The following is a 25,435-nucleotide window of genomic DNA, read 5'->3' on the forward strand; positions in this document are numbered from 1 at the left end:
CTCACCGCGCCTGACGACGGGGCGCCGGTGTTGTTCGTGGAGGCCGACAACGGCACCGCAGCCTCCTGGACGACCTGGGCGAGCATCACGACGACCTGCCCAGCTGAACCGGATCACCACGGAAACCGCTGGTCGGTCGCCTTGGCACACGACAGGATGCAGGCATGCGTTACGCCCATAAGGATTCCGAGCTCAGCGAGTTGGTCCGCCGATACGTCGCGACCGACCGGCGCTACCTCCGCCTCGGCGGCAGTCTCCTGCGACTCGGGGACCGTGAACGCACGCAGTTCGCCCGAGAACTGGCCGAGGCTGCTGACAAGATCACGCCTCGCGAGCTCGGCATCCTCCTCGAAGGCGGATGGCGCGAACGCAAGACCGCAGCCTGGCTGATCGCCATCGCTCGCCGGACCACGTTCCGCGACCGGCTTGGTGAACTCCTGCTCGCCAGCGAAGTGTGTTACGCGGGTCAGGGATACTGCGTCGCGCTCGCCGCCTTCGGTGCGGCCGAGGACGCCGGCCTGCTTGCCGACTACCTCGATCGCTACTTGGCACGTCCTGACCTCGACTACGACCAAGACTTCGCCATCGGCGCACTGCTGCATCTCGACACCACCCGCGGCACCGATCACGCGGCTCGGTTCCTCGCCTCGAACGGTCTGTGGGAGCGGTGGGCCGGCGGCAGGGACCTCGATCCGCACAGCTACCGCCGGATTATCGAACGGTTCTGCGCGTTCGCCGCCGAAAGCACTGGGCATCGCGCGACGACGAACCAAGAATGCTGAACTCGGCAGGGTGACACTCCATCGAAGGGAACTACCCTCGCAGGACTCGAAGTTGTCCAGATAAGCAGCGAACCATCACAGCCGGAGAGTACGGGGCGCTGCTCCGAAACGCTCAGCCGGCCAGATGTCGTGCCCACTGGCCAACCGAAGCATTCAGTCACGCGTCGGCTGTGACGGAGCGCCACAGTTGGCGGCTTCAGCCAACTCGAATGCTCAGGATTGTCTTGGCTTGGTGCACAGGAAACACCCGTCCCAGTGCGGCAGCGCGCTAAGGATCCGGTGTTGTGGGCATGAGGCCATCGCACGTTCCTCCGGTCCGGGGAAGTCTCCGGCGAGGTGAGTGTCGTCGGCCGGTACGAAGGACTCGACCATGGCTTTGAACTGGTACAGGTAGTCCTGGGCGAAGGGAGGGTCGTAACCCAGCTCGCTCCAACGGTGGCGGCTCAACGCGAGCGCGGTGGCGCGCAGCACGAAGTCCTTCGACCGGGCACGTCTCTGCGCAGTTGCGCCCCACGCGATGTCTTGCAGGTCGAATCCGACAGCCCCTCGCCCCATTACATTCTGGTCCTGCAGCGACAGTAGAGCCGCGAAGCGGTAGTCCCACACATCATCGGCAAGATCAGATACCGCCAGCATCAGCACGTCGATGAACACCTCCGTGCCGCCGTTGGACAGGTACAGACTCCGTTCCCCACCACCAAATACGTTCCCCACCGGGCCACGGTACGACGCCTTGGCGCTCCGGAGCTGCGGCTTTGCAAGGACGGGCACTCATCTCCCCCCCGCCGGCCACCGGCCGCCCGTCAGTGGAGGCCGGCACGCTCCGCGAGCGCCGGGTGCCACGCGCGACCCAACCCTGGATAACGCACCCGCCGACTCTCCCGCTCACGTCCGCCAAGTGACACGGTGGGCGGGTGCTCGGTGGTGATATCGGGTGTCGGTGGTGATATACGGGAAGCGCTTTGCGTGCCCGGTGCGTACGGTCTGTCGGATGACCCTGTCTCATGACGTGGCCGGAGACGGTCCTGTGCTGGTGCTGCTGCATTCCGGGGTGTGCGACCGGCGGATGTGGGATGCGCAGTGGCCGGCACTGGTCGCTGCGGGGTATCGAGTGGTGCGCTGTGACTTCCGCGGCTTTGGGCAGACCTCTGTTGCGGACCGGCCGTACAGCGATGCCGCGGACGTGCTGGAGCTTTTGGACGGCATCGGTGTCGCGCGGGCGGCGTTGGTAGGCGCCTCGTACGGCGGCAAGGTCGCACTGGAGGTCGCCGCACTGCGGCCGGATCTGGTGGGCGCCATGGTGCTGGTGTGCTCCGCGCTTCCGGGGCACGTACCCTCCGGTGAGCTGATCGAGCTCGGTGAGCGTGAAGATGCGCTGATCGAAGCGGGAGACATTGCCGCAGCGGTGGAGCTGATGGTCGACACCTGGCTGGGCCCACAGGCCGATGCTGCCGCCCGTCAGGCGGTGCGCCGGATGCAGGGGAGGGCCTTCGAGGTGCAGTTGGCCGCCGCCGAGGAGTTCGAGCAGGTCGAGCCCGAGGTCGACCTGACGGCAATCCGAGCCCCCACACTCGCCCTGTCGGGCACGCACGATCTACTGGACTTCCGGCGGATCGCCGCGCGACTGCCCGGTCTGCTCCCCGACGCCCGCCATGTCGAATTGCCGTGGGCCGGACATCTGCCGAGCCTTGAGCGGCCTTCCGTCGTCACGGATCTGCTCGTCGCCTATCTGCGCGAGCGGATCCCCGTCGCCTGAGCCTGCTCGCGGTATGTCGTGCCATACGCCGGTAGCGAGCGGCATCCTCGCCTTCAGCCAGGCCGAGCCGACGCCCGGCACAGACGGCCCGCAGCCCCTGGACGGCAAGTGGCTCGAAGGCCGGGCACACGAACTGACCGTCCTGCGCCGGCAGTACACCCCGCAGACCTGGATCGACCTCCTCCAGCGCCACGGCTTCACCGGCATCGACGCCCAGGTACTGCCCGCCCTCGAAGCCGGGAAGCTCGGCACGCTCATGGCGCAGGCCCGCACGCGCGCATAGCCGCTGCCGCGTCTCGCTGTGGTGGCACCGGGTTCCACTGCATCCCGTTCCGTTCATCACCCGCGCGGACCCCGGCCTGCCCCGGCCGGCCAACAAGGGAGGGCGGGCGGCTGGTGCGTGCTGTCGCACCGCCGTGCGCAACAGCGCCGAGCCAGGCGCGTACCGTCGTGCCAGAGAAGCCGAACCAGGTCGCGGGGTGGCGATGAAGGACCAGGACAGCCAGGCGGGCGGCCTGCGCGTACACACCGGTGCCGAGCGTCCCGAGGAGAGGGAAACGGACGAGATCGGGGTGCGGGCAGCTGAGCTGCGGGCCGCGCTCAACGGCATCCGCAGTATCCGCCACCTCACCAACCCCGGTGCCGACCCGGGCGTGCGCCCTGCCGAGTGGGAGCGGCGCCGGCTGCTGCACACGGTGAGCCTGCTACTGGAAGCCGAAGGCATACCTCCCTCCGCCGCCGATGAGAGCGGCGAGCCGGTGCGGACCGGCTACCGCACCAGCGAAGGAGACCGGCTCGGGCAGGTGTTGGTGCGCTGGGTCGGGCCCCGGGGGAGCGGCGTCCGCCACCAGGAACAAGAACACCTCCGGCAGTGCCGGACGGTACTGCGCCACTGGGGGTTCGAGGCGCTGGAGGTACGCGGGCCCGGCGGCCGCCGCTACCTGGAAGTCGAGGCCATTCTCGCTTGAAGGCAACAGCCTGTCCGCCGGTCATGGGCGCGCGTCGGGAAGCCGAGCCGGGCAGGCCACTCCGGCCCGACATCGGCAGGGGACCCGGTGGGTTGACCACGGTCACCGTCACCGGCCGGTGCGGTCGGCCGGGGGCGTCGTGAGACGGTGACACGGCGGAGCGTGGTGCCCGGCGGCGGGGTCAGCCGCCGGGAAGGGGGTCGGGGTAACGCTTGAGGACCTGGGCGGGGTTGTCTTCTCCTGTGGGCCAGAGCACCACGTGGTAGCGGTCCTCACCGTCCAGGCCGTCCTCGGAGACGGTGTGCAGGCCGTGGGAGTAGATGCGCACGGCGTAGCTGCCGGGGTTGAGGGAGATGCGGGGCAGCTCGTCGCTGAAGTCCTGCATGGAGATCAGCAGACGTCCGGACGGAAGTGCGAGGCCGGCCTGGGTCACGTGGTCGGCCTGCCGCAGTTCCGCGTCGTCGGCCGGCGGCGTGCGGCGCACATCCACGGTGACGGGGACGTCGAAGGGGCGGGCGGCTCCGATGCCGACGATGCCGGGGGCGGCGTTGATCCAGTTCTTGACCAGCGGGTCGAACCAGGTGGGCTCGGGTTCGCCCAGGCGTGCGTCGTCGTCCTGGATCAGGAGGGTGGAGTAATCAGCGAGGACGTCGAGCTCGTGGTGAGAGAGGTGATGGGGGTCGCTCGGAGGTGGGGCGGAAGTCATCTGGAAGTCGGCTCCGTCGGGCAATGGGTACAGAGTCTGGCGAGGGCGCCGCGGATGCGCATGCACCGGGCGGCGTCCTTGACGGCGAGGCTGTCACCCTCGTAGGTACCACCGAGGGTGAAGAAGCGCAGAGGGATCAGACGTTTGTCGTGTGCGAGGACGCCGTGGCGGTCCTGCCGGCCGGCGGCGAAGGCACAGGCGCCGCGCACCTCGGGGTCGGGTGGAGTCGGTGCTGTAACACGCCGACCTATATGGATCCCATGCCGGGCATCGGGGTCGCGACCAGCACGGCGAGCACCGTGGCGGCGGCGGCGAGGACGCCCGCCGTCGCCACGGATATCCTGGCCGATCAGTCCATTCCGGCAGTGGCGATCCGGCCGGCGTAGCGCTGCGTCCAGGTCGTGTCGGTGTCGACGGTGACGCCCACGTCGTAGTAGCCCTCCTGGGTCGGCCACATGACGACCTTCGTCTCGCCGTGGGCCACCGTGACCTTCTGGGTACGGCCGAGGTAGTCGTTAGCGGTGAGCGTGTAGTCCACCGACTTGGTGCCGTCGTTGTGCAACGTGAGTTTCACCTGAGGCTCGTGCTTGGTGCCCTCGCCCTTCAGCAGGTCGACTTCCACGCGCGGGAGGCCACCGTCCCTCTTTCCAGCGGCCGCGACCTGGCCGGCGAAGGAGCGCACAAAGCCGTCGTTGGAGTAGAGCGAGAACGCGTATTTGCCGTCGGTTGCCTTGGCGTCCCAGGTGTACTCGCGCGGCTTGCGCGCGGTGACGGTGAACGGCGTGCTGGAGAACGCCTGGTACTTGTCGGGGAAGACCTGGAAGCTCAATGCCTTGTCCTTCGGGCCGCCGGTCAGGGTCATCCTGGCGGTGACCGTCCCCGACGCGCGGTCCTCCGAGATCGTCGCGTGCGGATGGAAGCTCAGCGGGCGCGGCTTCATGTGGTCGGCGGCGATCGACACCGACTGCTCGGCGAGCGGGTCCGGGAAGGTGGCCGGCCCAGGTTGCGGGTGGGCGAAGTCGAGCGCGCTGGTCAGGTCGCCCGCGATCGAGCGCCGCCAGTCGCTGATGTTGGGACAATGGAACGGCCTGCCGAGGTGGGTCGCCCAGGTCTCGAGGAACTTGATCGTCGAGGTGTGGTCGAAGACTTCCGAGGCGACGTACCCGCCGCGGGTCCACGGCGAGACCAGCAGCATCGGCACCCGCGGACCGAAGCCGAGCGGGTAGTCGCCGACGTACTCGCGCGCCGTGCCCGGCTCAGGCCATGGCGGCAGCACGTGGTCGAACTTCCCGTCGTTCTCGTCGTAGTTGAGGATGAAGAGGGTGTGGTTCCAGATATCGGGGTTGCTCTGCAGGATGTCGAGCAGCTTCTTGACGTAGCGCTCGCCGTGCAGGGTGTCCGCGCTCGGGTGCTCGGACCAGCCGTACGGCGCCACGATCCAGGAGACTGCCGGCAGCGGGTGTTCCGCGCCCGGCCGGCAGGCGTCATGGAGGTTTTTGAGGACCGCGTCGAGGTTCTCGTCGGAGTCGTCGTTCGGCGAGGTCATGCCGGAGTAGTACGTGGCGTTGCCGCGCCAGATCAGCCCGGTGCCGGGCCGCAGCTTGGGGTCGTCGGCGCTCAGCCCCTCCGGGTCGAACCCCTTGAAGTACTTCAGCTCGTTGTCGCCGTAGTCGCCGACCCAGGTGCTGATGTAACCCTGTCGCCCGTTGCCGCTGTTGTCGGAGTAGAGCCGCCAGTCGATGCCGGCCTGCTGGAGCTGCTCGGCCACCGTGATCCAGGGACGGGAGTAGTTGGACTCATCGGTGTTGCCCGTCTCGCTGTTGGCCGTACCGCTCCACAAGTACTTTCGGTTGGGGTCGGTCGGCCCGAACTCAGAGCAGAAGTTCTGGTCGGCGATGGTGTACTGCGCGGCGACCGAGTGGTAGAAGCCCATGTAGGTGTCGCTGTGGTAGTTCATGCAACTGGCGCCGTTGTGCTGCACCCACAGGTCCCATTTGCGATGGTCGACGTCGCCCCAGGCTCCGTGGTCGTTTCCCCAGGCTCCGTCGTCGACCTGCGGGGTGACGATGTTGCCGCTGCCGTCCTTCTGCTGGAAGACGGTGGTGCCGTCCTGGAACCGCAGCGCCTGCTTGTCGCTGAAGCCGCGTATGCCGGGGAACGTGCCGAAGTAGTGGTCGAGGGACCGGTTTTCCTGCATCAGGATCACGACATGCTTCAGGTCGGACATGTTGCCCTTGAAGCCCTTTGGCAAGACGTACCTGGGCTTCGGAGCGGCGTGCGCGCTGCCCGCCCCGGCGGTCGCGCCGAGCACCAGCGACCCGGCGGCGACCCCTGTGCCCTGGAGGAACCTACGGCGTGTGGTGCCGGTCGTCGTCTCGGGTCTGTCGCCGAGCTCGGACTCGGACGTCGGGTTGATCGGATCGGGGGCCATGGAAGCTCCTCGCAGGGCATGGAAAGTCGGGGGATGGGTGCTGCTGCCCGTTCATCGAAGCGAGCGGACACCAACTCCGTGTGAACACCGGTCGAGCGATCGGCAGGACAACGACTGCGAGATTGTCAATTTCTGCATGTATGTGGTGTTATGCGTCCTTCACGACAGCCGTAAGTCGTGATCTTCATGGCGCTATTGGGCAGGGTCACGACGTCGAACTCCGAAGTGACCTATGCCTGCGGGCCCTGTGGGCCTTCGTCATCTACGACCCGGTCGCCGTGACCGTGGCCGTGGGCCACGGGAACTGAGTGGCCGGGGCCGCCCGCTCATGGTGTGTGCGGGCCGCGCCGAGGTGTCCAGGGTCCCTACGGCGGCGCTGCGCGTTGAGCTTCGCTCGCCTTGGACAACTCGCCCCGTCCCAGGACCTGGCCGGCTGTCGGGCGGCTCCTCCGCTGTGGCAGCTCCTCGCACGCTGGGCTTGAGTTTTCACGTCGTGAGTTCAGACACGACACAGCCAGGGCCTGTCGTCGGCGCTGGGGTGCGGTCCTGCTGAGCAGTACGCGGCGCCGCGTACTGCCGTTGATGACAGTGCGTCTACGAAACTGCGAGACTGGTCCCGCCGGCCGTCGCGCGCCCTCGGGCGAAGAGGTGAGGAGCCAGAGTGGTCAGACAGGACCGTGCCCTGCCGGCGATTCCGGCACCCGCCGATGTGTGGATGCTGGTGCGGCAGCAGCCGACCGTGCTGCGCCGATCCACCCGCGAACTGGCCGCAGCGCTCGCCGACGCCTATGGTCCCCGCTTCGCGGTCTGGCACACCGACGAGCTGCTCTTCGGCGTCCAAGGCGGGCGGCTGGTGCTGCGCACCCTGGGCGGAGCGGACCTGCCCGCTCCTGAGGTGGTGTGCGTACGCCAGGTGGGCGGCCCCATGCGCAACGACCGCGAGGTGACCTTGCTGCGGCACCTGGAGAGCATGGGCAGCACCCTCATCAACACAGTCGACGCCCAGCTCAAGTCCCGTAACAAGATCTGGCAGTTGCAGGAACTTGCCCTGGCCGGGCTGCCGGTGCCCGACACCCTCTCCTACGCCACCGCCCCCTTGGAAGGCGTCGTCCGCAGCCCCCACCTGGGCACGCCCTGCGTGGTGAAGTCCGTCAGCGGCGCCAAGGGCGGGCAGGTCTTCCTCGCCCGCGACCCGTGTCTGCTGCACGAGGTGGCCGGTAGCCTCACACAGGACGCGCCGTTTCTCTTCCAGGAGCACGTGGCCCCTTCGCATGGCCGTGCCCTGCGCGTGGTCGTGGTCGACGGCGAACCGGTGGGCACCGTACTGCACACCTCCCTCGGCGGCACCCTTGCTGCCAACATCGCCAAGGGCGGCTCCGCGACGCTGTGTGCGGGCCGCTACCCGCAGGCAGAGGAGCTGGCGGTGCGCGCGGTCCGCGCCCTGGGCCTGGACATCGCTGGGGTAGACCTGTTGTTCACCTCCGAGGACACCTACACCGTCTGCGAGGTGAATGCTGTCCCGGCCTGGCGCCCGGGGATGACCGCGATCACCTCCGCCATTACGGCCTGCGTCGCCCATCGTCTGTCCGCCCGCGGCGATGTGGCACCGCCGCCAACCGTGGAGCCGCCCCAAGGCCACTTCGCAGAAGGTTAAAGAACAACCCTGGGGCGTGTCCGCCGTGCCGTCTCCGATGAACCGGTATCCCAGGCGCTCACGCAACGCCTGCCGGCAGTGACGGACACGAACTCGCCGCTCCGCTCGAACTCCACGCGATCGGAACGTCCGTTGTGGAGGTCGCCTTCGCCCTCGACGCCCCGGACGTTGGTGGTGGCGACTCTGTTGCCGGCGACCTGCCCGGCCTCCTGGATGGCGGTCTCGTACTCGCGGTGGATGGAGCCGATGTCGCCGCTGCGGGCCAAGGCCGCCACACCGAATTCTTCGAGCACGAACACCGCTGCATAGATGCTCAGTTCGTCATCCTCGAAACCTGCGGCGCCTTCGACGACGCTGCGCACTTTCTCCCCGGACACCATGCCGTTCTCGTCGAGAACCGCACCTATCCGCACGTACGTCATCGATGAAACGTTCGACATGGAGCGGATCTTGCCGGCCGAGCGTCCTCTTCGCGCCCATTCGGACCCAAAGCCGTCTCTTACGACCCAGACACCGGCGACGGGGACATCCAGGATATCGATCGTGGGTCGTACAACGGCTGGAAATTCGAGCGGAATGGCATTCCTGAGAGGTCGGACGAGACGGAGTAGTTCCGTGGTGTGCGGCTGGTGACACAGTTCTTACCGCCACCTTGACTTCCGCTCGGGCCGCGCGAGCGTCCGGTGCCGAGGCGGGCACCACCGTGGTGATGCAGTCACTGTGCCAGACAGTGATCTGCGTGGTGCCGTAGCCGTACCAACCTGATCCCCTCGCAACCCGCTCTCGGGAGTCGGCCTGTGGCCAGTGGGCCAGTCGCTCTTCGTCGTCCCCGTGGACAACTCAGTCGGCTGATGCCGGCTTCTGTTTCTGGCGGACTTCTGTCAGTGGCTTCGTCCACTTCCCAGCGGCAGCGTTTTTCTGCTGGTTTGGGCGGCAGTTGCGGATCTTGCGGCCCGTGATTGTTCACGAGAGATAGCAGCGCGGGCGAACACGCGGTGCGCCGTGCCCGCGGTGACGCCTTGTGAAAAATGTAGGTGATGAATGATCTGTGAGGTGGTGTTGGGTGATAGGAGGGCCACCCGGCCAACTTCTTGTGTCATCTGCCAGTACGGCGGCCAGGCAGCGCGGAGGACACTTTCCGTCACGACCGCGGCCCGGCGAGCCTCTGCATCCGGAGGGGCCGGCGTGGCCATGTGCAGGACGAAGCACAGAAGGGGGCGCACGTGAGCGTGCAGCAGTACGACGAGATCGGCGAGGCATTCGAGGGGTTCAAGTCCCTGCCACTCATACGTTACGGGGAGGTACCGAGCTTCCTGGGCATGGTCGGGGACGTGAGCGGCAAGTCGGTTCTCGACCTGGCGTGCGGCACCGGTTTCTACAGCAGGGAGTTCAAGCGGCGCGCCGCCACGGATGTCCTCGGTGTCGACATCTCCGTCGGGATGATCGCCGCCGCGCGGGAGATCGAGCAGCGTGACCCGCTGGGTGTGCGCTTCGAGGTCGGTGACGTGGCCGAACTGCGGCCTCTCGACCGGCCCTTCGACATCGCGGTGGGAGTGCAGTGTCTTAACTACGCCGAGAGCATCGCGGCGATGGAGCGGATGTGCCGCACCATCCACCGGAGCCTGGTGCCGGGTGGAGAGTTCTTCATGCTCGCCCAGAAGCCCGACTACCGGTTCGACTGTCCGTCCCTGGACAAGTACGGGTTCCGCTGCGAGCCGACCGGCGAGGAAATCGAGACGGGCCTGCGGGCGCGGGTCACGGCTCTCCTCGACCCGCAGCCGATCAGCATTGTCACCACGGCACCGCGCCGCGAGGTCTACGAGGAGTGTCTGCGGGCCAGCGGGTTCAGTGAGATCGAGTGGGTTCCGCTGCAGGTGTCCGAAGCCGGCATCCGTGAGTTCGGCGAGGACTTCTGGGCGGACCTCCTCGCGAACCCGCCGCTGGAGATGCTGCGCTGCCGTGCCTGACCAGCCGACCGGCCGGACCTCGAGTACGGTTCCTGCCCTGCGGAAGACCTCGGTCCGGCGCGAAACCCGCTGGAGCGGGCCGGGTGGCCACGGCGATGCCGTCGGCGGTGTCCGGCCAGTCGGTGTCCGGCCGGTCGGTGTCCTGGTGGAGGATCTCGTCGTAGATGTCGGCGAGGAAGCCTCCGATCGTCAACTCGGGTTCTGGCTCAACTTCCGTGATGCCGTATGCCGTCATGGCCGATGGTCACGCCATTCGGTTCTGGCGCTGACCTTGGGAGGTGTCCCTCGGAGATCGCTGGCGTTGGCGGAGGCGGAGGCGGAGGCGGAGGCGGAGGCGGAGGCTGAGGCGGTCTTGGCCTGGGCCAGGCTTGGTAAGTTGGCAACCTTCTGGCGCCGCAGGCTCCCGGAGTCCCCGAAGGAAATCGCCATGACGAACCGCGACCTGACACCCGCACGACTTCGCCTCGACAGCGCGCTGGACGACTTGGCCGCTGTCTTTCGCGGGATGACCGCCCACCCCGACGAAAACAACTGTGAGTGCCACTGGGGCAGCGCGGAAGACCTCGCGCAATTGAAGACGCCGGACGCGAAGCTGGACCCCGACCTTCTGCGTCGCACATGGCAGGCAACCGACTGGACCTACAACGCATCCGTACTGCGCCGGATCCTGCCCCAGTTCGCCACTGCCCTCACTCGCGGCCTCATCGCACCTCCCTTCGGCATGGAGGAGGTCGGACTCACCTTCCACCGTGCCAGGTGGCGGCAGTGGCCCGCCGAACAGGCCGCAGCAGTGGAAGAATTCCTGCACGCATGGTGGGCCCACACCCTCACCGATCCCGCCCCCGCCGTGCCGGCGTACGAGGTCTTCGCACTGAACGCCGAAGCCTCGGCCACTCTCAGCCCCTGGCTCCATACCTGGGAAACACAGACTCACCCCACAGCCGACCAGCACCTGGCCGAAGCCGTCACCCACTGGGAAGGCAAACTTCTGGGGGACTGGCTCCCCTGGGACACCTGGCACGACGAGGAAGACACACGCGCCGGGCTGACAGCCTGGCTGCTGCTCCACGCCTCCGCCCGACTGCAGGCCCACGATGCTCCCGAAGAGCTGCTCCACCGCATTCGCCTACTCGGCCTCACCGGCCCCGACCGCTGGGACGACCCGCACTGGCCCGGTCACCGCTACTGAGCCCCCGAACCGTGCGGTGTCACCAGCCCGCACACCGGCGAACGCGCCCCTGAACGGGCCGCGTCACAAGATCAGTGCCAGACCGGAATTACGTGACCCTGCACAGTCACGACAGCAGGACGCGTTTCCGAAGGAGCTGGAAGCCTGCTGAGCCGAACATTTGGCGCTTGAGCTTCTTGATTCGGATGACGTGGCCCTCGACCACGCCTGAGCTCCAGGGCAAAGTCAGACCTGCGATGACGCCGCCGCGGCCGCGCTCGATGCCGGCGGCAAGGGTGCTAAGGGTGCTGCACGGCCGCGTCCGCGATCGACGCGACGAGCAACGGCGCCCGGCCGGCCGCAGCGCGGCAGCTTCATGAGCCATGCCCGCAGCCTGGGCCGCCACCGCGAGGTCGAAGGCGACGAGGAGGCTGGCCGAGCGCAGGACGTGTCGCTCGTCGGGGGTGAGGTCGGAAACGCTGCCTTGTTCTGATCGAACATCAACCTGTACGGAACGTTCCGCCTGGAGATGGACACCCGACTCGACCTCGGCCGGTCGGTGACCGTGCCGAAGCAGCGACAGGCACCAGGTCCCAGCCGTCCTCGGTCAAGGCCGGCAAGCGACCCGTGACCCACCTCAGCCCGGCAGAGCGTCCTCAAGTTGCGCCAGCTCCTCCGTGCTCAGCGTGAGTTCCGCGGCCTTGGCCGAGTCGGTGATGGAGGGCGGGCGGCTGGCTCCCGGTACCGGGATCACTGCCGGGGAGCGGGCGAGCAGCCAGGCCAGGGCGATCTGCTGCGGGCTGACGCCGCGCTCGGCTGCGATGTGGTGGAAGGCGGTGCCGACGGAGGTGGGGCCGGAGGGGCCGTCGAGGGAGCTGCGGGAGATGCCACCGAGTGGGCTCCAGGGCAGAAAGGCCAGACCCAGCTGAGTGCTCAGCCGCAGCTCGGGCTCGCTGTCGCGGACGACGGGCGAGTACTGGTTTTGGACGGAGACGAGTCCGTCGCCGAGGATCTGATGCGCCTGGCGAATCTGGGCGGTAGTGACGTTGGAGATTCCCGCGGCGCGGATCGTGCCGGCGTCGAGCAGCTCGCGCAGCGCGCCGACGGACTCCGCCCAGGGCACGGCCGGGTCCGGCTTGTGCAGCTGGTACAGGCCGATCGCGTCGACGCCCAGGCGCTTGGCGGAGGCCTCGGCAGCTTGCTTGAGGTGGGCCGGGGTGGCGGTGACGGTCCAGGTGCCGTCGCCGGGGCGGCCGCGGCCGCCCTTGGTGGCAACCAGGACGCCGGAGGTGTCGCCGCCGTAGCGGGCCAGGGCGCGGGCGATCAGCAGCTCGTTGTGGCCCGCCTCGCCGGCGTGCCAGTGGTAGCTGTCGGCGGTGTCGATGAGTGTGACGCCGGCGTCGAGGGCGGCGTGGACGGTGGCGATGGCCCGCGTCTCGTCCGGGCGGTGCTCGATGGACAGCGGCATGGCGCCCAGGCCGATGGCGCTGACGGCGGTGTGGGCGATGGTGCGATTCTGCATGGTGGCTCCGTTCCTCAGGTGGTGGGTGACGGCTCGGTGGTGAGGGCTTCGGCGACGGCGCCGGGCAGCCAGTCGGTGGTGTGGGAGAAGGAAAAGCCCAGCTCCTTCGCGCGGGCGTTGCTCATGGCGTAGTGGCGGTCGAAGGAGAACGGCGAAGCCTCCTGGCCCGCCGGGACGGTCCGGTAGACGGGCTCCCGGCCGGCCTGCGTGGCGATGATCGCGGCGAGGTCGTGTACATCGAGCGGGCCGTCGGAGCAGGCGTTGACGGGACCGGTGACGTCGGTTGTGGTCGCCCACAGCAGCAGGTCCGCCAGCTCCTCGTAGTGGATGAAGACCGTGGGCAGCGCCTTCGCGTGCACAGTGATCTCTTCGCCCTTGGTGATGCGCCCGGCGTAGTGCGCCAGCCGGCCGGTGAACTCCTGCGCGCCGCCGCCGAGCACATGGGCGCTGCGCACACTGGCGAACTCGAAGCTGCCGGCGCGGGCGAAGACGGCCTCCGCCTGGCGCTTGCCCTCGGCGTAGTGCGCTTCCAGGTACGCGTCGTCGTGCCAGGGCAGGTCCACGGCCACCAGCCAGGTGGCCGGGTCCACGCTCTCCTCCGGCACCAGCGTGCCTGGAGACACAGCCGGCAGCGCGGCGGTCGCGGGGTCGTAGACCTCGATCGTGGAGGTCATGACGTAGCGCCGGGTGCGGCCGGCGAAGGCGCGGGCGGCGATAGCGGCCTGCACGGGGGTGTAGCAGACCTGGTCCACCACGACGTCGAAGGTGCGGGAGTCGAGCGCGGCCGTCAGGGCGGCCTCGTCGTTTCGGTCGACAACGAGGTGCTCGACGCCGGCGGGCGGTGGGGTGGAACCGCGGTTGATCACAGTGACCTGGTGGCCCGCGGCCTGCAGGCGCTTCACCAGGAGCTTTCCGAAGTACCGGCTTCCGCCGATGACGCAGATCCTTTGCATGCCCCCATCCTGGAGACCTATCGTCATCAGCAGAAGTCCTGACTTACTGGATACGCATTAAGGAAAACTGTTGATCGATGTGCAGCGGCTCCGCGTCCTGCGGGCGGTGGCGGAGCACGGCAGCTTCAACCAGGCGGCCACGGCTCTCCGCCTCACCCCCTCGGCCGTCTCCCAGCAGGTGGCCGCCCTGGAGCGCAGCCTCGGCGCCCAGGTCGTCGCCCGCAGCACCCGCGGCGTCACCCTCACACAGGCCGGCCAGATCATGGTCGGCGCCGCCGAATCCGTCGCCGCAGAGCTCGAACACGCACAACAGCAGGTCGCCCAGCTCAGCACCGGCCGTATCCAACTCACCGTCGCCACCTTCACCAGCGGCGGCAGGCTCCTGCTGCCCGCCGCTCTCACCCGGCTCATAGCAGTCCATCCCCGCACCGTGCTCCACGTCAGGGAGGGCGAACCCGAGGACACCCTGCCGCTCGTCCGCCAGGGCGCCGTGGACCTCGCCCTCGCCTACCACTTCGACGGCCCGCTACCCGTTGGACCGGGACCCAGCTCCAGCCTGGAGTGGACGCCGCTCCTGGAAGACCCCCTGCACGTCGTCCTGCCGCAAGGGCATCCACTCGCCAACCGCGACGCGCTCGACCTCGCCGAGCTGGCAGCCGAACCCTGGGTGCTCGGCTGCCTGAAGACCGAGGCATACCTGCGCCGCTACGCCGAGCGCGCCGGCTTCGATCCGGAAGTGCGCGGGACCACCACCGACTACTTCTTCGCCCGCTCGCTCGTCGCCGCAGGCATGGGAATCTCCCTGATCCCCTCCATTGCGCTCGCCCCGAAGATCCCTGGCCTATGCACCGTCCCGATCAAGTCGCCGGGGCCGATCCGGCACATCGGCGTCGCCGCAATCAGCCGTAGCGACCGGCCCCACGTCACGATGCTCATCCACGCCCTTCGCGAGCAGGCGATACAGCAGCACAAGGGGCGTTGATCCCGCCACGGGCAGCCCCGGCCGGACGCCGACCGGAGCGGCGTTTCGCGCTGCGACACCCGACCTGCGGCGATCATGTTTCATGAGGTGTTTCAAACAGCAGGACGGACGAAACACCCCGGCCGTACGCAAGCCCGGTTCCGCCTGGATCGAGCTGCCCCGCCCCCGCACCGCCGCCACCCAGCCGGCCGGGCAGGTACGCATCGGCTACGCCCGCGCCTCCACCGCTCGCTGGACTCCCAGCTCGCCCGCTGCCGCCGCCTGCGTACGCTCGAACGTCGGCACCCCGAGTGGTGGAGCACGGGAGAGAAGAGGAGACACGGTGCCCCCGATGCTGACCCGAACGCTGGCAGAGTTTGGACTGCGGCCCGAAAGGGAGGAGTTCGATAATCTAACGGCGTCGGTGGGCGCACTCCAGTCTCTGCGCAGCCAACTCATGTCCTCCAAGGCGGTACTGGACGTCTCTGACCTGGAAACCCCGATGGTGCGCAAGTGGCTCTTGGCGTTGCCCATCGCTGGGCACGAAGAGGTCTGTGTGGGCTGGCTTTGGGACAGGACAGCGGTGCGCATGCCGTTCGCGACGTTTGTGGAGCACTACGACGATCTGTGGTATCCCGCCCTCGACGATGTCGTAGTGATAGCAGAAAGAGCAGGGGCGCGAAGCGCCTTGCTGCTCGACCACGAGGAGCGCTTCGTCTGCGGCTCGCTATCCCTTGGCAGAGGCCGGCACGACTGACCAGATGTGCGAGAGGAATTGTCAGGACCTGTGGATCGGTGTGTCATGCGGCTTGTTGATCGCGTCCCCATCAACGGCAAACTCGTCCCGTCCGGGCAGTGGAAGGCGGTGCTAGCCTCGACCGGCGCATGCCCACAGATGTGTCTGGAGTTTGCGATGAGCTTGACCACCGACGACCAGCTGGCGATCCACGAGGTGATCGCACTCCATGGTCACCTGAGTGACGCCGGCGCCTATGAGCGATTCGACGAGGTGTTCACGCCCGATCTCGTGGTTGACGCCAGCGATCTTGGCCTCGCTTCTCTGCCGGCACATGACCCATCCCGGCCGCGCATCGTGTTCACCTTCCCCGGGCATGGCTACCGGCGCGAGCCCCAGGCCCGTGAGCAGGCGGCTCGCGAAGAGGAACTCGCGCTCGGCGAAGCCGCGGAAGCCCTGAACGCCGTGGGCCTGTCTGCCCGGGTCGTCAGCGGGGGCTCGACACCGACGGCGGGACAGTGGAAGCCGGGCATGGTGAACGAGCTGCGGCCCGGCGTGTACGTCTTCAACGACGCGACTCAGTTGGCCATTGGCACCTGCAGTGCAGCCGATCTGGCCCTGCTCGCCGTGGCGACGGTGGTGAGCGTGCCGGCCGCGGGACGCTTCGTGCTCGATGTCGGCAGCAAGGTGCTGGGGTCGGACAGATCCCCGTGGGTGACCGGCCACGGATACCTGCCCGACTTTCCGGACGCCTCCGTCACGTCACTGTCCGAACACCACGCCACGGTCGTGCTGCCCGAGGGCATCAAGGCCCCATCGCTCGGAACTGTGGTCGCGGTCGTTCCCAATCACGTGTGCACGCCGGTGAACCTGGCCGATGAACTGGTCATTGTGCAGGGTGGGCAGATCGTGGACCGCTGGGCGGTGGCGGCCCGAGGGGCCAATACCTGACGGGCAGACAACGGCGCCGGCCAGGCGTGGTCGCGCGCCTGGCCCGAGCGACCGACCGCGGTGTGGGTCCGGTGCGTCAGGAGTCCAGCACAGGGCCTGTGCCGGTGAGGCAGCGGTCGATCAGGTGCGGGCGGTACTGGACCATCTTGCGTTTTCGCTTCACTGCTCGGGTGATCTGGCTGAGATCGGCGGCGGCAGGCTTCGTCACCTACGGCCATAGGGAAGGCACCGGCTTCCTGCTCCGCAAGGGCGTCGATTCGATCGACTGTCGTGGAGCCCCATGGCAGGGAGATCGAGATGTTCGCCCGCAGCACCACAACGCCCGGCACCTTGATGTAGGTTGTCAGCTCCTCTGTCACGTGAAGGTGCTGTGACCTGCGGTTCTTCTGGTTGTCTCAGGTCGTTTCGCCGAGGTGTTGTCTCAGGGACGTGTCATTTCCTCTACCTGCGAGCGGCACGGCCGCCTCAGGCGGAGTGGCTGTGGTCAGACAGGACTCCCTCAATGACCTGGCGATGGCCAGCGGCCTGGTTCGCATCGGTGTCGATGTGCTCCGCCAGAACCAGAACCTTCCACAGCGCCCACCCACGGGCCTACACCCGCGCTGTTCTGCCGACGGCGAAGACCGGCCCGACCGGGCTCGACAATCACTACGGTTCAGTCTCATGACGACAGTTACAACGCGCACGGTCGAGTACCCGGCCGACGGCCTGACGATGATCGGGTACCTCGCGCTCCCGGCCGGTGTCGACCGCCGGCCCGCAGTGCTGCTTGGACCAGAGGGCACGGGGCTCAGCGACGTCGAGCGCCGCCGGGCCGACACCCTCGCCGAACTGGGGTACGTGGCGCTTGCCTTCGACATCCACGGCGGACGCTATTTGGGCGACCCCGAGGAGATGCTGGCCCGTTGCATGCCGTTGCTCGCCGACCCCGACCGGATGCGGGGCATCGGCCACGCGGCACTCGACGTGCTGCGCGCCGAACCGCGGACCGACCCCGACCGGATAGCCGCCGTCGGCTACGGCACCGGGGGCGCGATCGCGCTGGAACTCGGGCGCGATGGCGTCAACCTGCGCGCGATCGGGACAGTCAACGCAACTATCACGGGCCGACCGGGCGAGGCGGCGCGCATCCGCTGCCCGGTGTGGGCCGGGGTCGGGTCGGAAGACCCGATCATGCCGCCCGCGCAACGGGACGCATTCACGGCCGAGATGCAGGCCGCGGGCGTCGACTGGCGCCTCGTGGTCTACGGCGGCGCCTTGCATGCCTTCCACCATCCGCCGGTCGACCACACCGTGCGCCCCGGCGTCGGATACCACCCGCGGCATGCGCAGCGAGCCTGGCATGACGTCGTCGACCTGCTCGCCGAGTGCCTGCCCGTAACGGAGTGAGCTAGAGCGTCAGGACTGCCATCGTCATGACAGGACAGCGGAGAAAATGACACGGAGCTTGAGAACCTACAGGGGTGTAGGTTCTCGCAGCTCGTGGCGCAGGCCGCACCCGCTGAGCAGCAGCAGTTCTTTCACTGCCTCAGGTCGATGGCACAGTCGCTCAGTCTCACGAAGGTGGCACTTCGGCCGACGTACCCGATCCCCGCAACGTGGGTGTCTGTGGGTTCTGCTGCCCGGTCGCACAGCTGCTGGGAGACCTATACCTGGCGAGCCGGGTCACGCACGGTCATCGCAGCCGCATCAGCCGCATCAGCCGACCCGCAGCACGAGCTTCCCGCGTACGTGGCCCTGCTCGCTCACCCGGTGCGCCTCGGCAACCTCGGCGAGCGGGAAAGTCCGCGCGACCGGGAGCGAGAAGTGCCCGGACTCGATCAGCTCGCCGATCTCGCCGAGCGCGTGCACCGCGCGGCCGGCGTCCCCGCGGCTGAACCTCACCCCATGCTCCTGGGCTCCGCCGAAGTCGGCGACCGTGATGACGTGCTCGGCGCTCCCGGCGAGTCCGATGAGCTCGGGCAGCACCCCGCTCCCGGCGACGTCGAGCGCGAGGCCGACGCCGTCGGGAGCGAGCGCGCGAACCCGCTCGACGAGGCCCTCACCGTAGGCGACGGGCTCGGCCCCCAGCGAGCGAAGGTACTCATGGTTTGTCGGACCGGCGGTGCCGATCACGCGCGCGCCGCGCACCACGGCGAGCTGAACCGCGGCGCTGCCGACGGTTCCGGAGGCGCCGTTGATGAGCAGCATGCTGCCGCTCTTGACGCCGAGCTGGTCAAGGGCGCGCGTGGCCGTCTCGACGGCGGCCGGCAGCGCGGCAGCGCCGGGGAAGTCAAGCGACGGCGGGATCGGGCGCATAGTAGGACAGCACCGCCAGCTCGGCCTGGGCCGCCCCCTCGCTGGAGAAGCCGAACACGCGATCACCGACGGCCACATCCGCAACGCCCTGGCCGAGCTCGTCGACCACACCCGCTGCCTCGTAGCCGAGGGTCTGCGGGAGCTCCTCATCCATCAGGCCCTTGCGCTTCTTCCAGTCGCTCGGGTTGACGCCGGCCGCGCGCACCGCAATCCGGACCTGGCCGGGACCCGGATGCGGATCGGGAAGATCCACGATCTCGAGGACCTCCGGGCCCCCGAACTGGTGGAAACGGACTGCCTTCATCAGTTGCTCCGATCTCGGCCCGGATCTCACCGATGGATTCCGAAAACACGCCGGAATGACGGTTCGACTCAGTGTACGAATGGACGTTCGGCATCACCGTGCGCACAACCGGTCCAAGGCCGACTGGCTCTCATCGTCCGCGGCGCGGTAGATCACCAAGCGCTGGTCCGGATCTTGAAGTGGCATCAGCACTTCGAAATGCACTGCGATCACACCGACGTCAGGATGCCGCATCATCTTGCGCCCGCGGCCGTTGACCTTGATGTCTCGCTCGGCCCACAAGCGCGCGAATTCCTCGTCACGAGTGGTGAATTCGGCGATGAGGTCGGTCAACGCCTGATCCTCCGGATGCGCGGCCCACGCAGCGCGCAAGTGGGCGATCCCCTCCCGTACGACGCGTCCGCGGTCGACATAGAGCTCACGAATCTTCGGATGCATCAGGCACAGCCACATCGCATTGCGCTGTGGCGGCGGCAGGGTGTCGAAATCCAGTAGCAGCCTCGCCATTTCGCCGTTCCAGGCCAGGATGTCGTAGCGGTGGTTCATCAGCATGACCGGCAGCGGCGACAGGTCGGCGACCAGCCGAGCCAGCGCCGGCGCTGCGGTGGTGGCGGGCTTGTCGGCATTGCGGGGGCGCTGCTGGGCCAGGTTGAAGAGGTAGGCGCGTTCGCCGGGGGCCAGGCACAGCGCCCGGGCCAGCGCCTCCACCACGTCCGCTGAGGGCCGCAGCCCGCGGCCCTGTTCCAGCCGCACGATGTAGTCGGTGCTGACCCCGGCCAGTTCGGCGACCTCTTCGCGGCGCAATCCCGGGGTCCGCCGGGCCTGCCGACGCGACGGCAGGCCGAAATCGTGCGGGTCCAGGCGTTCGCGCCGGGTCCGCAGGAACGCGGCCAGTTCCTGTGTCGTGTCCACGGTGTGGGTCGTCATGTTCGGTCCAACAACCAGGGTAGGACTGGCGTTCCCAGGAACTTCTTTCCCTTATCCCCGGCTCGCGGCGGTCACAGACTTGTTCTCGACAGCGGATCACAAGCACAGGAGGACACGATGTCGCTCACCCTCGACACCTACCGGCTGCTGGGCCGCTCCGGGCTGCGGGTCTCACCGCTGGCGCTGGGCGCGGCGACCTTCGGCACCGACTGGGGCTGGGGCGCCGAGCAGGACGAGGCGCGCAAGCTGTTCGACCTCTACGTCGAGCGCGGCGGCAACTTCATCGACACCGCCAGCACCTACACCAATGGCAGCTCCGAGCGCCTGCTGGGCGAATTCACCCGCGACAACCGCGAAAGCCTGGTGCTGGCAACGAAATACACGACGCTGCGCCGGCCCGGCGATCCGAATTCCGGGGGCCCTCACCGCAAGAGCCTGTTCGCGTCGGTGGAAGCCAGTCTGCGACAGCTGAATACGGACTACATCGATCTGCTCTACCTGCACGTGTGGGATTTCACGACGCCGGTCGAGGAGATCCTGCGCGGCATGGACGATCTGGTCCGGCAGGGCAAGGTCTTGTACGTGGCGATCTCCAACGCCCCGGCCTGGCAGGTGTCGCGCATGCAGGCGATCGCCGACCTGCGCGGCTGGTCGCCGCTGGTCGCGCTGCAGATCGAGTACAACCTGATCGAGCGCACCGGGGAACGTGACCTGATCCCCATGGCACACGAGATGGGGTTGGGGGTGATCCCGTACTCACCGCTGGCCGGCGGGGTGCTCACCGGCAAGTACAGCCGCGACGACCTGACCGCGACGAACGTCGCAGACAGCACCCGCAAGAACCTCACCATCGCCAACGGCGCGCTCACCGAACGTAACCTCGCCATCGCGGACGTCGTCAAGGAGGTCGCCACGGAGCTGGGCCGCACACCCGCCCAGGTCGGGCTGGCCTGGACCCTGCAGAACCCGGGCGTGACGGCACCGGTCATCGGCGCCCGCACCCCCGCGCAGCTGGAGGACAATCTGGGTGCCCTGGAGGTCGACTTCACCATCTCCCAACTGGTCCGCCTCGACGAGGCCGGCGCGATCGAACTCGGCTTCCCGCACGACCTGCTCGCCGGCGACGCGATGCGCGCGGTGACCCGCGGCGACCTGAAGGTCGAAACCCGCCGCTGATGCCCGATCGAGCGCCGAGGGCAGCACTACCGAGGCCCTCGGGGCGATCATCGGCACACCTCTGCGTGGATGTGCGACCTGATCAGGAGTGGATGTGCGACCTGATCAGGAGATGATGGAGAAGACGCACATGGCACAAGTGACGCCCGCGCGCGCCCGAGTGGGCCCTGAAGTTCATGGACGCCATCGATACGTTGGAGTTCGATGGAAGGCTTCGCGCCGCTGACCGAGGACACCGACATGTTCTTCGGCACCGCACACGTCCACGGCGTCGAAGCCGCTCGCGGGCTCGGCGGGGCCTACGCCCTCGCCGGCTCCGCCGGGAAGCGCCGGGCGAAGGCCGGGGCGTGCTCCGGGCGCGGGCCGAACGCGACCAGGCGGGAAGGAAGTTGGCGAAATCCGGGGAGGTACCGGGCGGCCAGGACCATCGAGGTGGGCGGGCCGACCCGGCGGCCGGTGAGGACCGGGGCGAAGAACCCGTCGTGCAGCATCAGCTGCACTCGCTGCAGGATCACCATGGGCCGCCACCTTCTCCGCTGGACCTTCGCGAGGTCGGCGGTGGTCAGCCGGCCCAGTCGCAGCGGTTCGGCGAGCAGCGTGGCCGCCGCGACCGCGTCCTGGACGGCGAGATTGATCCCCACTCCGCCGGCCGGGGACATCGCGTGGGCGGCGTCGCCGATGAACAGGAGGCCGTCGTCGTACCAGTGCGGAAGCCGGTTGAGCCGGACGTCGAGCAGGTGGACGTCGTCCATGCTCGGCAGCTGGTCGACCCGGTCCGCGTACCGCGGCATCAGGTCGGCGATCCGCGCCCGGAAGCGTTCGATGCCTTCGGTGCGCAGACGGGGGTCGGATCCCTTCGTGGTGAAGTAGGCGATCTGGAAGTAGTCGTTCCTGGTGATGCTCAGCGCGAACTCGCCAGCCCGGAATGCGGGGACCAGCTGGGGTTCCTGGGTCTGCTCCGCGACATGCCTGGGCAGCCGGAACCACCAGGTGTCGAACGGGACCGGGAACTCCTGGGGCACCAGGCCGGCGTCCTGGCGCAGCGCGGAGTGGCGGCCGTCGGCGGCGACGGTGAGGGCGGCGCGCAGCTCGCCCTCCTCGCCGTCCCGGGTGCGGTAGCGGACGCCGACGACCTTGCCGCCCTCCCGGATCAGCCCAGTCGCGGCGGTGTTCATCCGCAGGGTGAACGACGGCTCTCGCCGGGCCTCCTGGGCGAGCAGGTTGAGCAGGTCCCACTGCGGGATCATCGCGATGTAGTTGTACGGCGCGGGCAGGGCCTCGAAGTCGGTCAGCCGCATCTGTCCGCCGTCTGATGTGGGCACCTCCATGTTGCCGAGCCTGCTCTGTGGCAGCGCGGCGAACTTCCGGCCCAGGCCCAGCTCGTCCATCAGCCGCACGGTGGACGCGTGGACCGTGTCGCCGCGGAAGTCGCGCAGGAAGTCGCCGTGCTTCTCCAGCACGGTCACCTCGATTCCGGCCCGCGCCAGCAGTAGGCCCAGCATCATGCCGGCCGGTCCACCCCCGGAGATGACGACGCTCATGGCACTCTCCCCTCGTTCCGACTGGAACTCTCATATATAGAGTCTTTGGAACGGTCTCAGGTGTCAAGTCGTATGATGTTTCACATGCAGGAACACGAGCAGATTTCGGATCTGGTGGCCGCCGCCCTGGCGGCGGCGAGGGAACGCGGCCGGGACGTCGCGGACGTCCCGCTGACGGCGATCGCCGCGGCCGCCGGTGTCTCCCGCAGCACACTGCTGCGCCGGCTGGGCGGCTCCCGGGGCGCGCTGGACGAAGCGGTCCGGCGGGCGGGCGTCGACCCCGGCGGCCGTCGGCCGGTCCGCGAGCGCGCGATCGAGGCGGCGGCGCAGCTCGTCGCCGAGCGGGGCCTCGGCGCGATGACCCTGGACGCCGTCGCGGAGCGGGCCGCGTGCTCGCTTCCCAGCCTGCACACGGTCTTCGACGGCCGGGACGGCCTGCTCGGCGCCGTCTACGAACTCCACGGCCCACTGCCCGACCTGGAGGCCCTGGCAGCCGACCCCCCGGAGCGCTTGGAGGACACCGTGCAGGTGCTCTACCAGGCCGTGGTCACGGCGTTCGACCGCGAGCCGCGCGTGCTCCCGGCGATCTTCGCGGACCTCTTCAGCCGGCCGGACGGGCCCGCCGCGCGAGCGATGGGGGCGTACATCCCGCGCCTGTACGACAGCCTCGCCCGGCTCCTGCTGCCGCACGTGGAGGCGGGCCGGATGCGATCGCTGCCACTCCCGGTCCTGGTCCAGCTCCTGCTGGGCCCGATGGTCACCCACATCCTCCTGCGACCGGTCCTCGAACCCGTGCCGGGCGCCGACCTCCCACCCGTGAACGAGGTCTGCGAACTCTTCACCGAGGCCTACCTGCGCGCGGTCACGCGGCCGGAATGACGGGGTCACCCGCTGACGTCCCGGCACCAGCCGCGGCCCACGTGGCCGACCCCACCGAGCAGTGCGAAGCGCGCGGTGCGAGGGGCTTCCGGGCCGCGCGTAAGCGCACCCCGTGCACCGTCCGCGCCACCCCGGACCGGAAACTCGTCGGGCGCCAGGAACCTCGTCCGGGTAGTGCCGACGCGCTACGCGGGGGTGTGCCCGGATCCAGCCTTTGAATTCATTGCGGCCGTAGGTGGTGAACACCGGGTTGGCCGGGTCCAGGGTGCCGCCGCGCGTCTGGTTGGCCAGGTGCGGTGGGAGCGGTACGGGGGTGATCTCCGCGTCGAGCCGGGGGTTGAGGAAGAAGGCGATCGAGGTACGGTCCGAGCCCGCGGGCGGGCTGATCACGCGGTGCGTGGCGGCCAGGACGTAGCCGCTGGTGGCGAGTTCGAGCATCTCGCCCAGGTTGACCACCAGCGTGCCGGGCCGTGGGACGGCGTCCGTCCAGCCGCCTTCCTCGTCGGCGATCTGCAGCCCGCCCTGCGCGTCCTGGAGGACCATGGACAGGAAACCGTAATCTTTGTGCCGGCCCGCGCCCTGTTCGTGGCCGGGGTCCGGCCGGGCCGGGTAGTGCAGCAGTTTCAGTCGCGCATGGGCCTGTTCGCCGAACCAGTTGGCGAACGGATCCTCGCGCAGGCCCATTCCCAGTGCCAGGGCACTCAGCAGCGCGTAGCCGATGTCGTACAGCTCCGCCAGCAGACCGAGCAGGGTGGGCCGCAGCTCGGGCAGTCCAGCGGGCCACTGATTGGGGCCGGTCAGATGGCGCCAGGGCGGCGCTCCGGCGGCGTACGGAAGTGCCGGGCGCTCCGGCCCGACGTCGAACAGCTCTCGCCAGTCCCTACGCCCACCGGTGAGTTCACGGCCTGCTGGGGTGTAGCCGCGGAAGTGCGGGGAGTGGATGTTCTCCACCGCCAGCCGCCGGTGTTCCGGCAGAGCGAAGAAACGCCTGGCCAGGTCCAGGAGTTCCGCCGACCGTGGCTGGGTGATGCCGTGCCCGGTCAGGTAGCAGAAGCCGGAACGGTGAGCGATGTCCCGCAACCGGTCCGCGAACGCCGGTCGGGACACGGAGTCGTGCCATGCCCGCAGGTTCAGTTCGGGCAGCTGCGGTGGACGACCGTGCTGGGCGGTCATCCTGTCCTCCCGAAGTACAGGCTGCGGGTGTAGGAGTTGAGCTGCCTGCCGGGAGCGGAGTTGTACGACAGGGTGGCGCTGATGCGCGGGGTGGGGCCGGATACGGGGGTGACCCGGTGGAGGGAGACCCGGCCCGAGTGCAGGACCAGCGTTCCGGGTGTGGTGACCAGGTCGCGGGTCAGCGCGTGCCGCTGGCCGGCAGCGATGGCGCGCAGGGCGTCGCGGTCCTGTTCCACCGCGGCCCGCGAACGCGGCACGTACTCCAGGACTCCGCCCTGTTCGGGCGCGAGGAGGTGCAGGACGATCGTGTACTCCGACACATCGAAGTGCCAGTCCTGTTCGTCGCGCTCGTGGTGGACATGGACCGTCATGGCCCCTAGCGGGTCGGCCGAGCGGAACACCGGCCGGCCGACGACCGCGGAGACGAACGCCAGCAACGGCTCCCAGTGGTAGAGAGCCCTGAGCGGGGAGCCGGGTTCGATACGGTCTTAGTACTGCAACCGCATGTGGGGTGTGTGGCCTCGGCGTTGGTAGTGGCAGTGGCGGGCTCGGGCTTGGCTGCGTCTGCGGAAGTGTGACCAG

The 25,435-nt window shown here is 68.5% G+C and carries 23 protein-coding genes and 3 pseudogenes; 13 read left to right on the forward strand and 13 right to left on the reverse strand.

What is annotated here, in order from left to right:
* The first annotated feature begins 164 nt into the window (after positions 1-164).
* Positions 165-782, forward strand: a complete 618-nt coding sequence (locus tag ACZ4S3_RS39140; RefSeq protein WP_467943408.1) for a DUF6000 family protein — start codon at positions 165-167, stop codon at positions 780-782.
* 213 nt (positions 783-995) lie between these two features.
* Here ACZ4S3_RS39140 and ACZ4S3_RS39145 read toward each other — a convergent pair whose 3' ends face one another.
* Positions 996-1,496: a hypothetical protein gene (locus ACZ4S3_RS39145; RefSeq protein WP_467943410.1), complete on the reverse strand. Its 501-nt coding sequence runs from the start codon at positions 1,494-1,496 to the stop codon at positions 996-998.
* Between the two features lie 277 nt (positions 1,497-1,773).
* Between ACZ4S3_RS39145 and ACZ4S3_RS39150 the strand changes: the two genes are divergently transcribed.
* The 3 genes from ACZ4S3_RS39150 (at position 1,774) to ACZ4S3_RS39160 (ending at position 3,506) form a co-directional block, all read left to right on the forward strand.
* Positions 1,774-2,538, forward strand: coding sequence for an alpha/beta fold hydrolase (locus tag ACZ4S3_RS39150; RefSeq protein WP_467943411.1), 765 nt, complete (start codon positions 1,774-1,776; stop codon positions 2,536-2,538).
* 13 nt (positions 2,539-2,551) lie between these two features.
* Positions 2,552-2,821, forward strand: coding sequence for a hypothetical protein (locus ACZ4S3_RS39155; RefSeq protein WP_467943413.1), 270 nt, complete (start codon positions 2,552-2,554; stop codon positions 2,819-2,821).
* Between the two features lie 196 nt (positions 2,822-3,017).
* Positions 3,018-3,506, forward strand: a complete 489-nt coding sequence (locus ACZ4S3_RS39160; RefSeq protein WP_467943414.1) for a hypothetical protein — start codon at positions 3,018-3,020, stop codon at positions 3,504-3,506.
* Between the two features lie 181 nt (positions 3,507-3,687).
* Here ACZ4S3_RS39160 and ACZ4S3_RS39165 read toward each other — a convergent pair whose 3' ends face one another.
* Positions 3,688-4,212: a hypothetical protein gene (locus ACZ4S3_RS39165; RefSeq protein ID WP_467943416.1), complete on the reverse strand. Its 525-nt coding sequence runs from the start codon at positions 4,210-4,212 to the stop codon at positions 3,688-3,690.
* Positions 4,213-4,561: 349 nt separating this feature from the next.
* Complete coding sequence (locus ACZ4S3_RS39170) at positions 4,562-6,643, reverse strand: alkaline phosphatase family protein (protein WP_467943418.1); 2,082 nt, start codon at positions 6,641-6,643, stop codon at positions 4,562-4,564.
* A 661-nt stretch (positions 6,644-7,304) separates the two neighbouring features.
* Here ACZ4S3_RS39170 and ACZ4S3_RS39175 point away from each other — a divergent pair.
* Positions 7,305-8,297, forward strand: coding sequence for a RimK family alpha-L-glutamate ligase (locus ACZ4S3_RS39175; protein WP_467943419.1), 993 nt, complete (start codon positions 7,305-7,307; stop codon positions 8,295-8,297).
* Here ACZ4S3_RS39175 and ACZ4S3_RS39180 read toward each other — a convergent pair.
* The gene (locus ACZ4S3_RS39180) at positions 8,294-8,737 is read right to left on the reverse strand and encodes a hypothetical protein (RefSeq protein WP_467943421.1); all 444 of its coding nucleotides are present in this window, start codon (positions 8,735-8,737) and stop codon (positions 8,294-8,296) included. The two genes, ACZ4S3_RS39175 and ACZ4S3_RS39180, sit on opposite strands and share 4 nt — an antisense overlap.
* A gap of 783 nt (positions 8,738-9,520) precedes the next feature.
* Between ACZ4S3_RS39180 and ACZ4S3_RS39185 the strand changes: the two genes are divergently transcribed.
* Together ACZ4S3_RS39185 and ACZ4S3_RS39190 are read left to right on the forward strand one after the other, a co-directional pair.
* On the forward strand, positions 9,521-10,264 hold the full coding sequence (locus ACZ4S3_RS39185; protein WP_467943422.1) for a class I SAM-dependent methyltransferase: 744 nt from the start codon (positions 9,521-9,523) through the stop codon (positions 10,262-10,264).
* A gap of 427 nt (positions 10,265-10,691) precedes the next feature.
* On the forward strand, positions 10,692-11,453 hold the full coding sequence (locus tag ACZ4S3_RS39190; RefSeq protein WP_467943424.1) for a hypothetical protein: 762 nt from the start codon (positions 10,692-10,694) through the stop codon (positions 11,451-11,453).
* 106 nt (positions 11,454-11,559) lie between these two features.
* Here the strand turns inward: ACZ4S3_RS39190 and ACZ4S3_RS39195 are convergent, their stop codons facing one another.
* The 3 genes from ACZ4S3_RS39195 to ACZ4S3_RS39205 form a co-directional block, all read right to left on the reverse strand.
* Complete coding sequence (locus tag ACZ4S3_RS39195; protein WP_467943448.1) at positions 11,560-11,817, reverse strand: hypothetical protein; 258 nt, start codon at positions 11,815-11,817, stop codon at positions 11,560-11,562.
* 252 nt (positions 11,818-12,069) lie between these two features.
* Positions 12,070-12,954 carry an aldo/keto reductase gene (locus ACZ4S3_RS39200; protein WP_467943426.1) on the reverse strand — a complete coding sequence of 295 codons (885 nt, stop codon included), beginning with the start codon at positions 12,952-12,954 and terminating at the stop codon, positions 12,070-12,072.
* A gap of 14 nt (positions 12,955-12,968) precedes the next feature.
* Positions 12,969-13,907, reverse strand: coding sequence for an NAD-dependent epimerase/dehydratase family protein (locus ACZ4S3_RS39205; protein WP_467943428.1), 939 nt, complete (start codon positions 13,905-13,907; stop codon positions 12,969-12,971).
* Positions 13,908-13,977: 70 nt separating this feature from the next.
* Between ACZ4S3_RS39205 and ACZ4S3_RS39210 the strand changes: the two genes are divergently transcribed.
* The 3 genes from ACZ4S3_RS39210 (at position 13,978) to ACZ4S3_RS39220 (ending at position 16,555) form a co-directional block, all read left to right on the forward strand.
* Positions 13,978-14,889: a LysR family transcriptional regulator gene (locus ACZ4S3_RS39210; RefSeq protein ID WP_467943430.1), complete on the forward strand. Its 912-nt coding sequence runs from the start codon at positions 13,978-13,980 to the stop codon at positions 14,887-14,889.
* Between the two features lie 331 nt (positions 14,890-15,220).
* Complete coding sequence (locus ACZ4S3_RS39215; RefSeq protein WP_467943432.1) at positions 15,221-15,625, forward strand: hypothetical protein; 405 nt, start codon at positions 15,221-15,223, stop codon at positions 15,623-15,625.
* Positions 15,626-15,781: 156 nt separating this feature from the next.
* Complete coding sequence (locus tag ACZ4S3_RS39220; protein WP_467943434.1) at positions 15,782-16,555, forward strand: nuclear transport factor 2 family protein; 774 nt, start codon at positions 15,782-15,784, stop codon at positions 16,553-16,555.
* A 76-nt stretch (positions 16,556-16,631) separates the two neighbouring features.
* Here the strand turns inward: ACZ4S3_RS39220 and ACZ4S3_RS39225 are convergent.
* Positions 16,632-16,751, reverse strand: a pseudogene (locus ACZ4S3_RS39225) (IS630 family transposase); the annotation flags it as partial.
* 467 nt (positions 16,752-17,218) lie between these two features.
* On the opposite strand from ACZ4S3_RS39225, the gene ACZ4S3_RS39230 reads away from it, so the two are divergent.
* Positions 17,219-17,944, forward strand: coding sequence for a dienelactone hydrolase family protein (locus ACZ4S3_RS39230; RefSeq protein WP_467943436.1), 726 nt, complete (start codon positions 17,219-17,221; stop codon positions 17,942-17,944).
* A 309-nt stretch (positions 17,945-18,253) separates the two neighbouring features.
* Here the strand turns inward: ACZ4S3_RS39230 and ACZ4S3_RS39235 are convergent.
* Both ACZ4S3_RS39235 and ACZ4S3_RS39240 read right to left on the reverse strand, forming a co-directional pair.
* Positions 18,254-19,157 (reverse strand): annotated as a pseudogene (locus ACZ4S3_RS39235) (NADP-dependent oxidoreductase).
* A gap of 93 nt (positions 19,158-19,250) precedes the next feature.
* A complete protein-coding gene (locus ACZ4S3_RS39240; protein WP_467943438.1) occupies positions 19,251-20,084 on the reverse strand; it encodes a helix-turn-helix transcriptional regulator in 834 nt (277 codons plus the stop codon).
* Positions 20,085-20,201: 117 nt separating this feature from the next.
* On the opposite strand from ACZ4S3_RS39240, the gene ACZ4S3_RS39245 reads away from it, so the two are divergent.
* Complete coding sequence (locus ACZ4S3_RS39245; RefSeq protein WP_467943440.1) at positions 20,202-21,260, forward strand: aldo/keto reductase; 1,059 nt, start codon at positions 20,202-20,204, stop codon at positions 21,258-21,260.
* Positions 21,261-21,559: 299 nt separating this feature from the next.
* On the opposite strand, the gene ACZ4S3_RS39250 is transcribed toward ACZ4S3_RS39245, so the two are convergent.
* Positions 21,560-22,801, reverse strand: coding sequence for an FAD-dependent oxidoreductase (locus ACZ4S3_RS39250; RefSeq protein WP_467943442.1), 1,242 nt, complete (start codon positions 22,799-22,801; stop codon positions 21,560-21,562).
* A gap of 357 nt (positions 22,802-23,158) precedes the next feature.
* Between ACZ4S3_RS39250 and ACZ4S3_RS39255 the strand changes: the two genes are divergently transcribed.
* A complete protein-coding gene (locus ACZ4S3_RS39255) occupies positions 23,159-23,680 on the forward strand; it encodes a TetR/AcrR family transcriptional regulator (RefSeq protein ID WP_467943444.1) in 522 nt (173 codons plus the stop codon).
* A gap of 345 nt (positions 23,681-24,025) precedes the next feature.
* On the opposite strand, the pseudogene ACZ4S3_RS39260 reads toward ACZ4S3_RS39255, so the two are convergent.
* Both ACZ4S3_RS39260 and ACZ4S3_RS39265 read right to left on the reverse strand, forming a co-directional pair.
* A pseudogene (locus ACZ4S3_RS39260) lies at positions 24,026-24,853 on the reverse strand (isopenicillin N synthase family dioxygenase); the annotation flags it as partial.
* Positions 24,850-25,335: a HalD/BesD family halogenase gene (locus ACZ4S3_RS39265; protein ID WP_467943446.1), complete on the reverse strand. Its 486-nt coding sequence runs from the start codon at positions 25,333-25,335 to the stop codon at positions 24,850-24,852. The gene ACZ4S3_RS39265 and the pseudogene ACZ4S3_RS39260, both read right to left, overlap by 4 nt.
* Positions 25,336-25,435 lie beyond the last annotated feature (100 nt).

The sequence above is a fragment of the Streptomyces sp. NPDC028368 genome, from assembly GCF_055565615.1.

Excerpts from the sequence above, each read along its gene's own strand:
- ACZ4S3_RS39200 (WP_467943426.1), bottom strand. The coding sequence starts at position 12,954 with ATGCAGAATCGCACCATCGCCCACACCGCCGTCAGCGCCATCGGCCTG.
- ACZ4S3_RS39215 (WP_467943432.1), top strand. The coding sequence starts at position 15,221 with ATGCTGACCCGAACGCTGGCAGAGTTTGGACTGCGGCCCGAAAGGGAG.
- ACZ4S3_RS39220 (WP_467943434.1), top strand. The coding sequence starts at position 15,782 with ATGAGCTTGACCACCGACGACCAGCTGGCGATCCACGAGGTGATCGCA.
- ACZ4S3_RS39230 (WP_467943436.1), top strand. The coding sequence starts at position 17,219 with ATGACGACAGTTACAACGCGCACGGTCGAGTACCCGGCCGACGGCCTG.
- ACZ4S3_RS39205 (WP_467943428.1), bottom strand. The coding sequence starts at position 13,907 with ATGCAAAGGATCTGCGTCATCGGCGGAAGCCGGTACTTCGGAAAGCTC.
- ACZ4S3_RS39245 (WP_467943440.1), top strand. The coding sequence starts at position 20,202 with ATGTCGCTCACCCTCGACACCTACCGGCTGCTGGGCCGCTCCGGGCTG.
- ACZ4S3_RS39240 (WP_467943438.1), bottom strand. The coding sequence starts at position 20,084 with ATGACGACCCACACCGTGGACACGACACAGGAACTGGCCGCGTTCCTG.
- ACZ4S3_RS39140 (WP_467943408.1), top strand. The coding sequence starts at position 165 with ATGCGTTACGCCCATAAGGATTCCGAGCTCAGCGAGTTGGTCCGCCGA.
- ACZ4S3_RS39165 (WP_467943416.1), bottom strand. The coding sequence starts at position 4,212 with ATGACTTCCGCCCCACCTCCGAGCGACCCCCATCACCTCTCTCACCAC.
- ACZ4S3_RS39155 (WP_467943413.1), top strand. The coding sequence starts at position 2,552 with ATGTCGTGCCATACGCCGGTAGCGAGCGGCATCCTCGCCTTCAGCCAG.
- ACZ4S3_RS39250 (WP_467943442.1), bottom strand. The coding sequence starts at position 22,801 with ATGAGCGTCGTCATCTCCGGGGGTGGACCGGCCGGCATGATGCTGGGC.
- ACZ4S3_RS39255 (WP_467943444.1), top strand. The coding sequence starts at position 23,159 with ATGACCCTGGACGCCGTCGCGGAGCGGGCCGCGTGCTCGCTTCCCAGC.
- ACZ4S3_RS39170 (WP_467943418.1), bottom strand. The coding sequence starts at position 6,643 with ATGGCCCCCGATCCGATCAACCCGACGTCCGAGTCCGAGCTCGGCGAC.
- ACZ4S3_RS39195 (WP_467943448.1), bottom strand. The coding sequence starts at position 11,817 with ATGGCTCATGAAGCTGCCGCGCTGCGGCCGGCCGGGCGCCGTTGCTCG.
- ACZ4S3_RS39190 (WP_467943424.1), top strand. The coding sequence starts at position 10,692 with ATGACGAACCGCGACCTGACACCCGCACGACTTCGCCTCGACAGCGCG.
- ACZ4S3_RS39150 (WP_467943411.1), top strand. The coding sequence starts at position 1,774 with ATGACCCTGTCTCATGACGTGGCCGGAGACGGTCCTGTGCTGGTGCTG.
- ACZ4S3_RS39180 (WP_467943421.1), bottom strand. The coding sequence starts at position 8,737 with ATGTCGAACGTTTCATCGATGACGTACGTGCGGATAGGTGCGGTTCTC.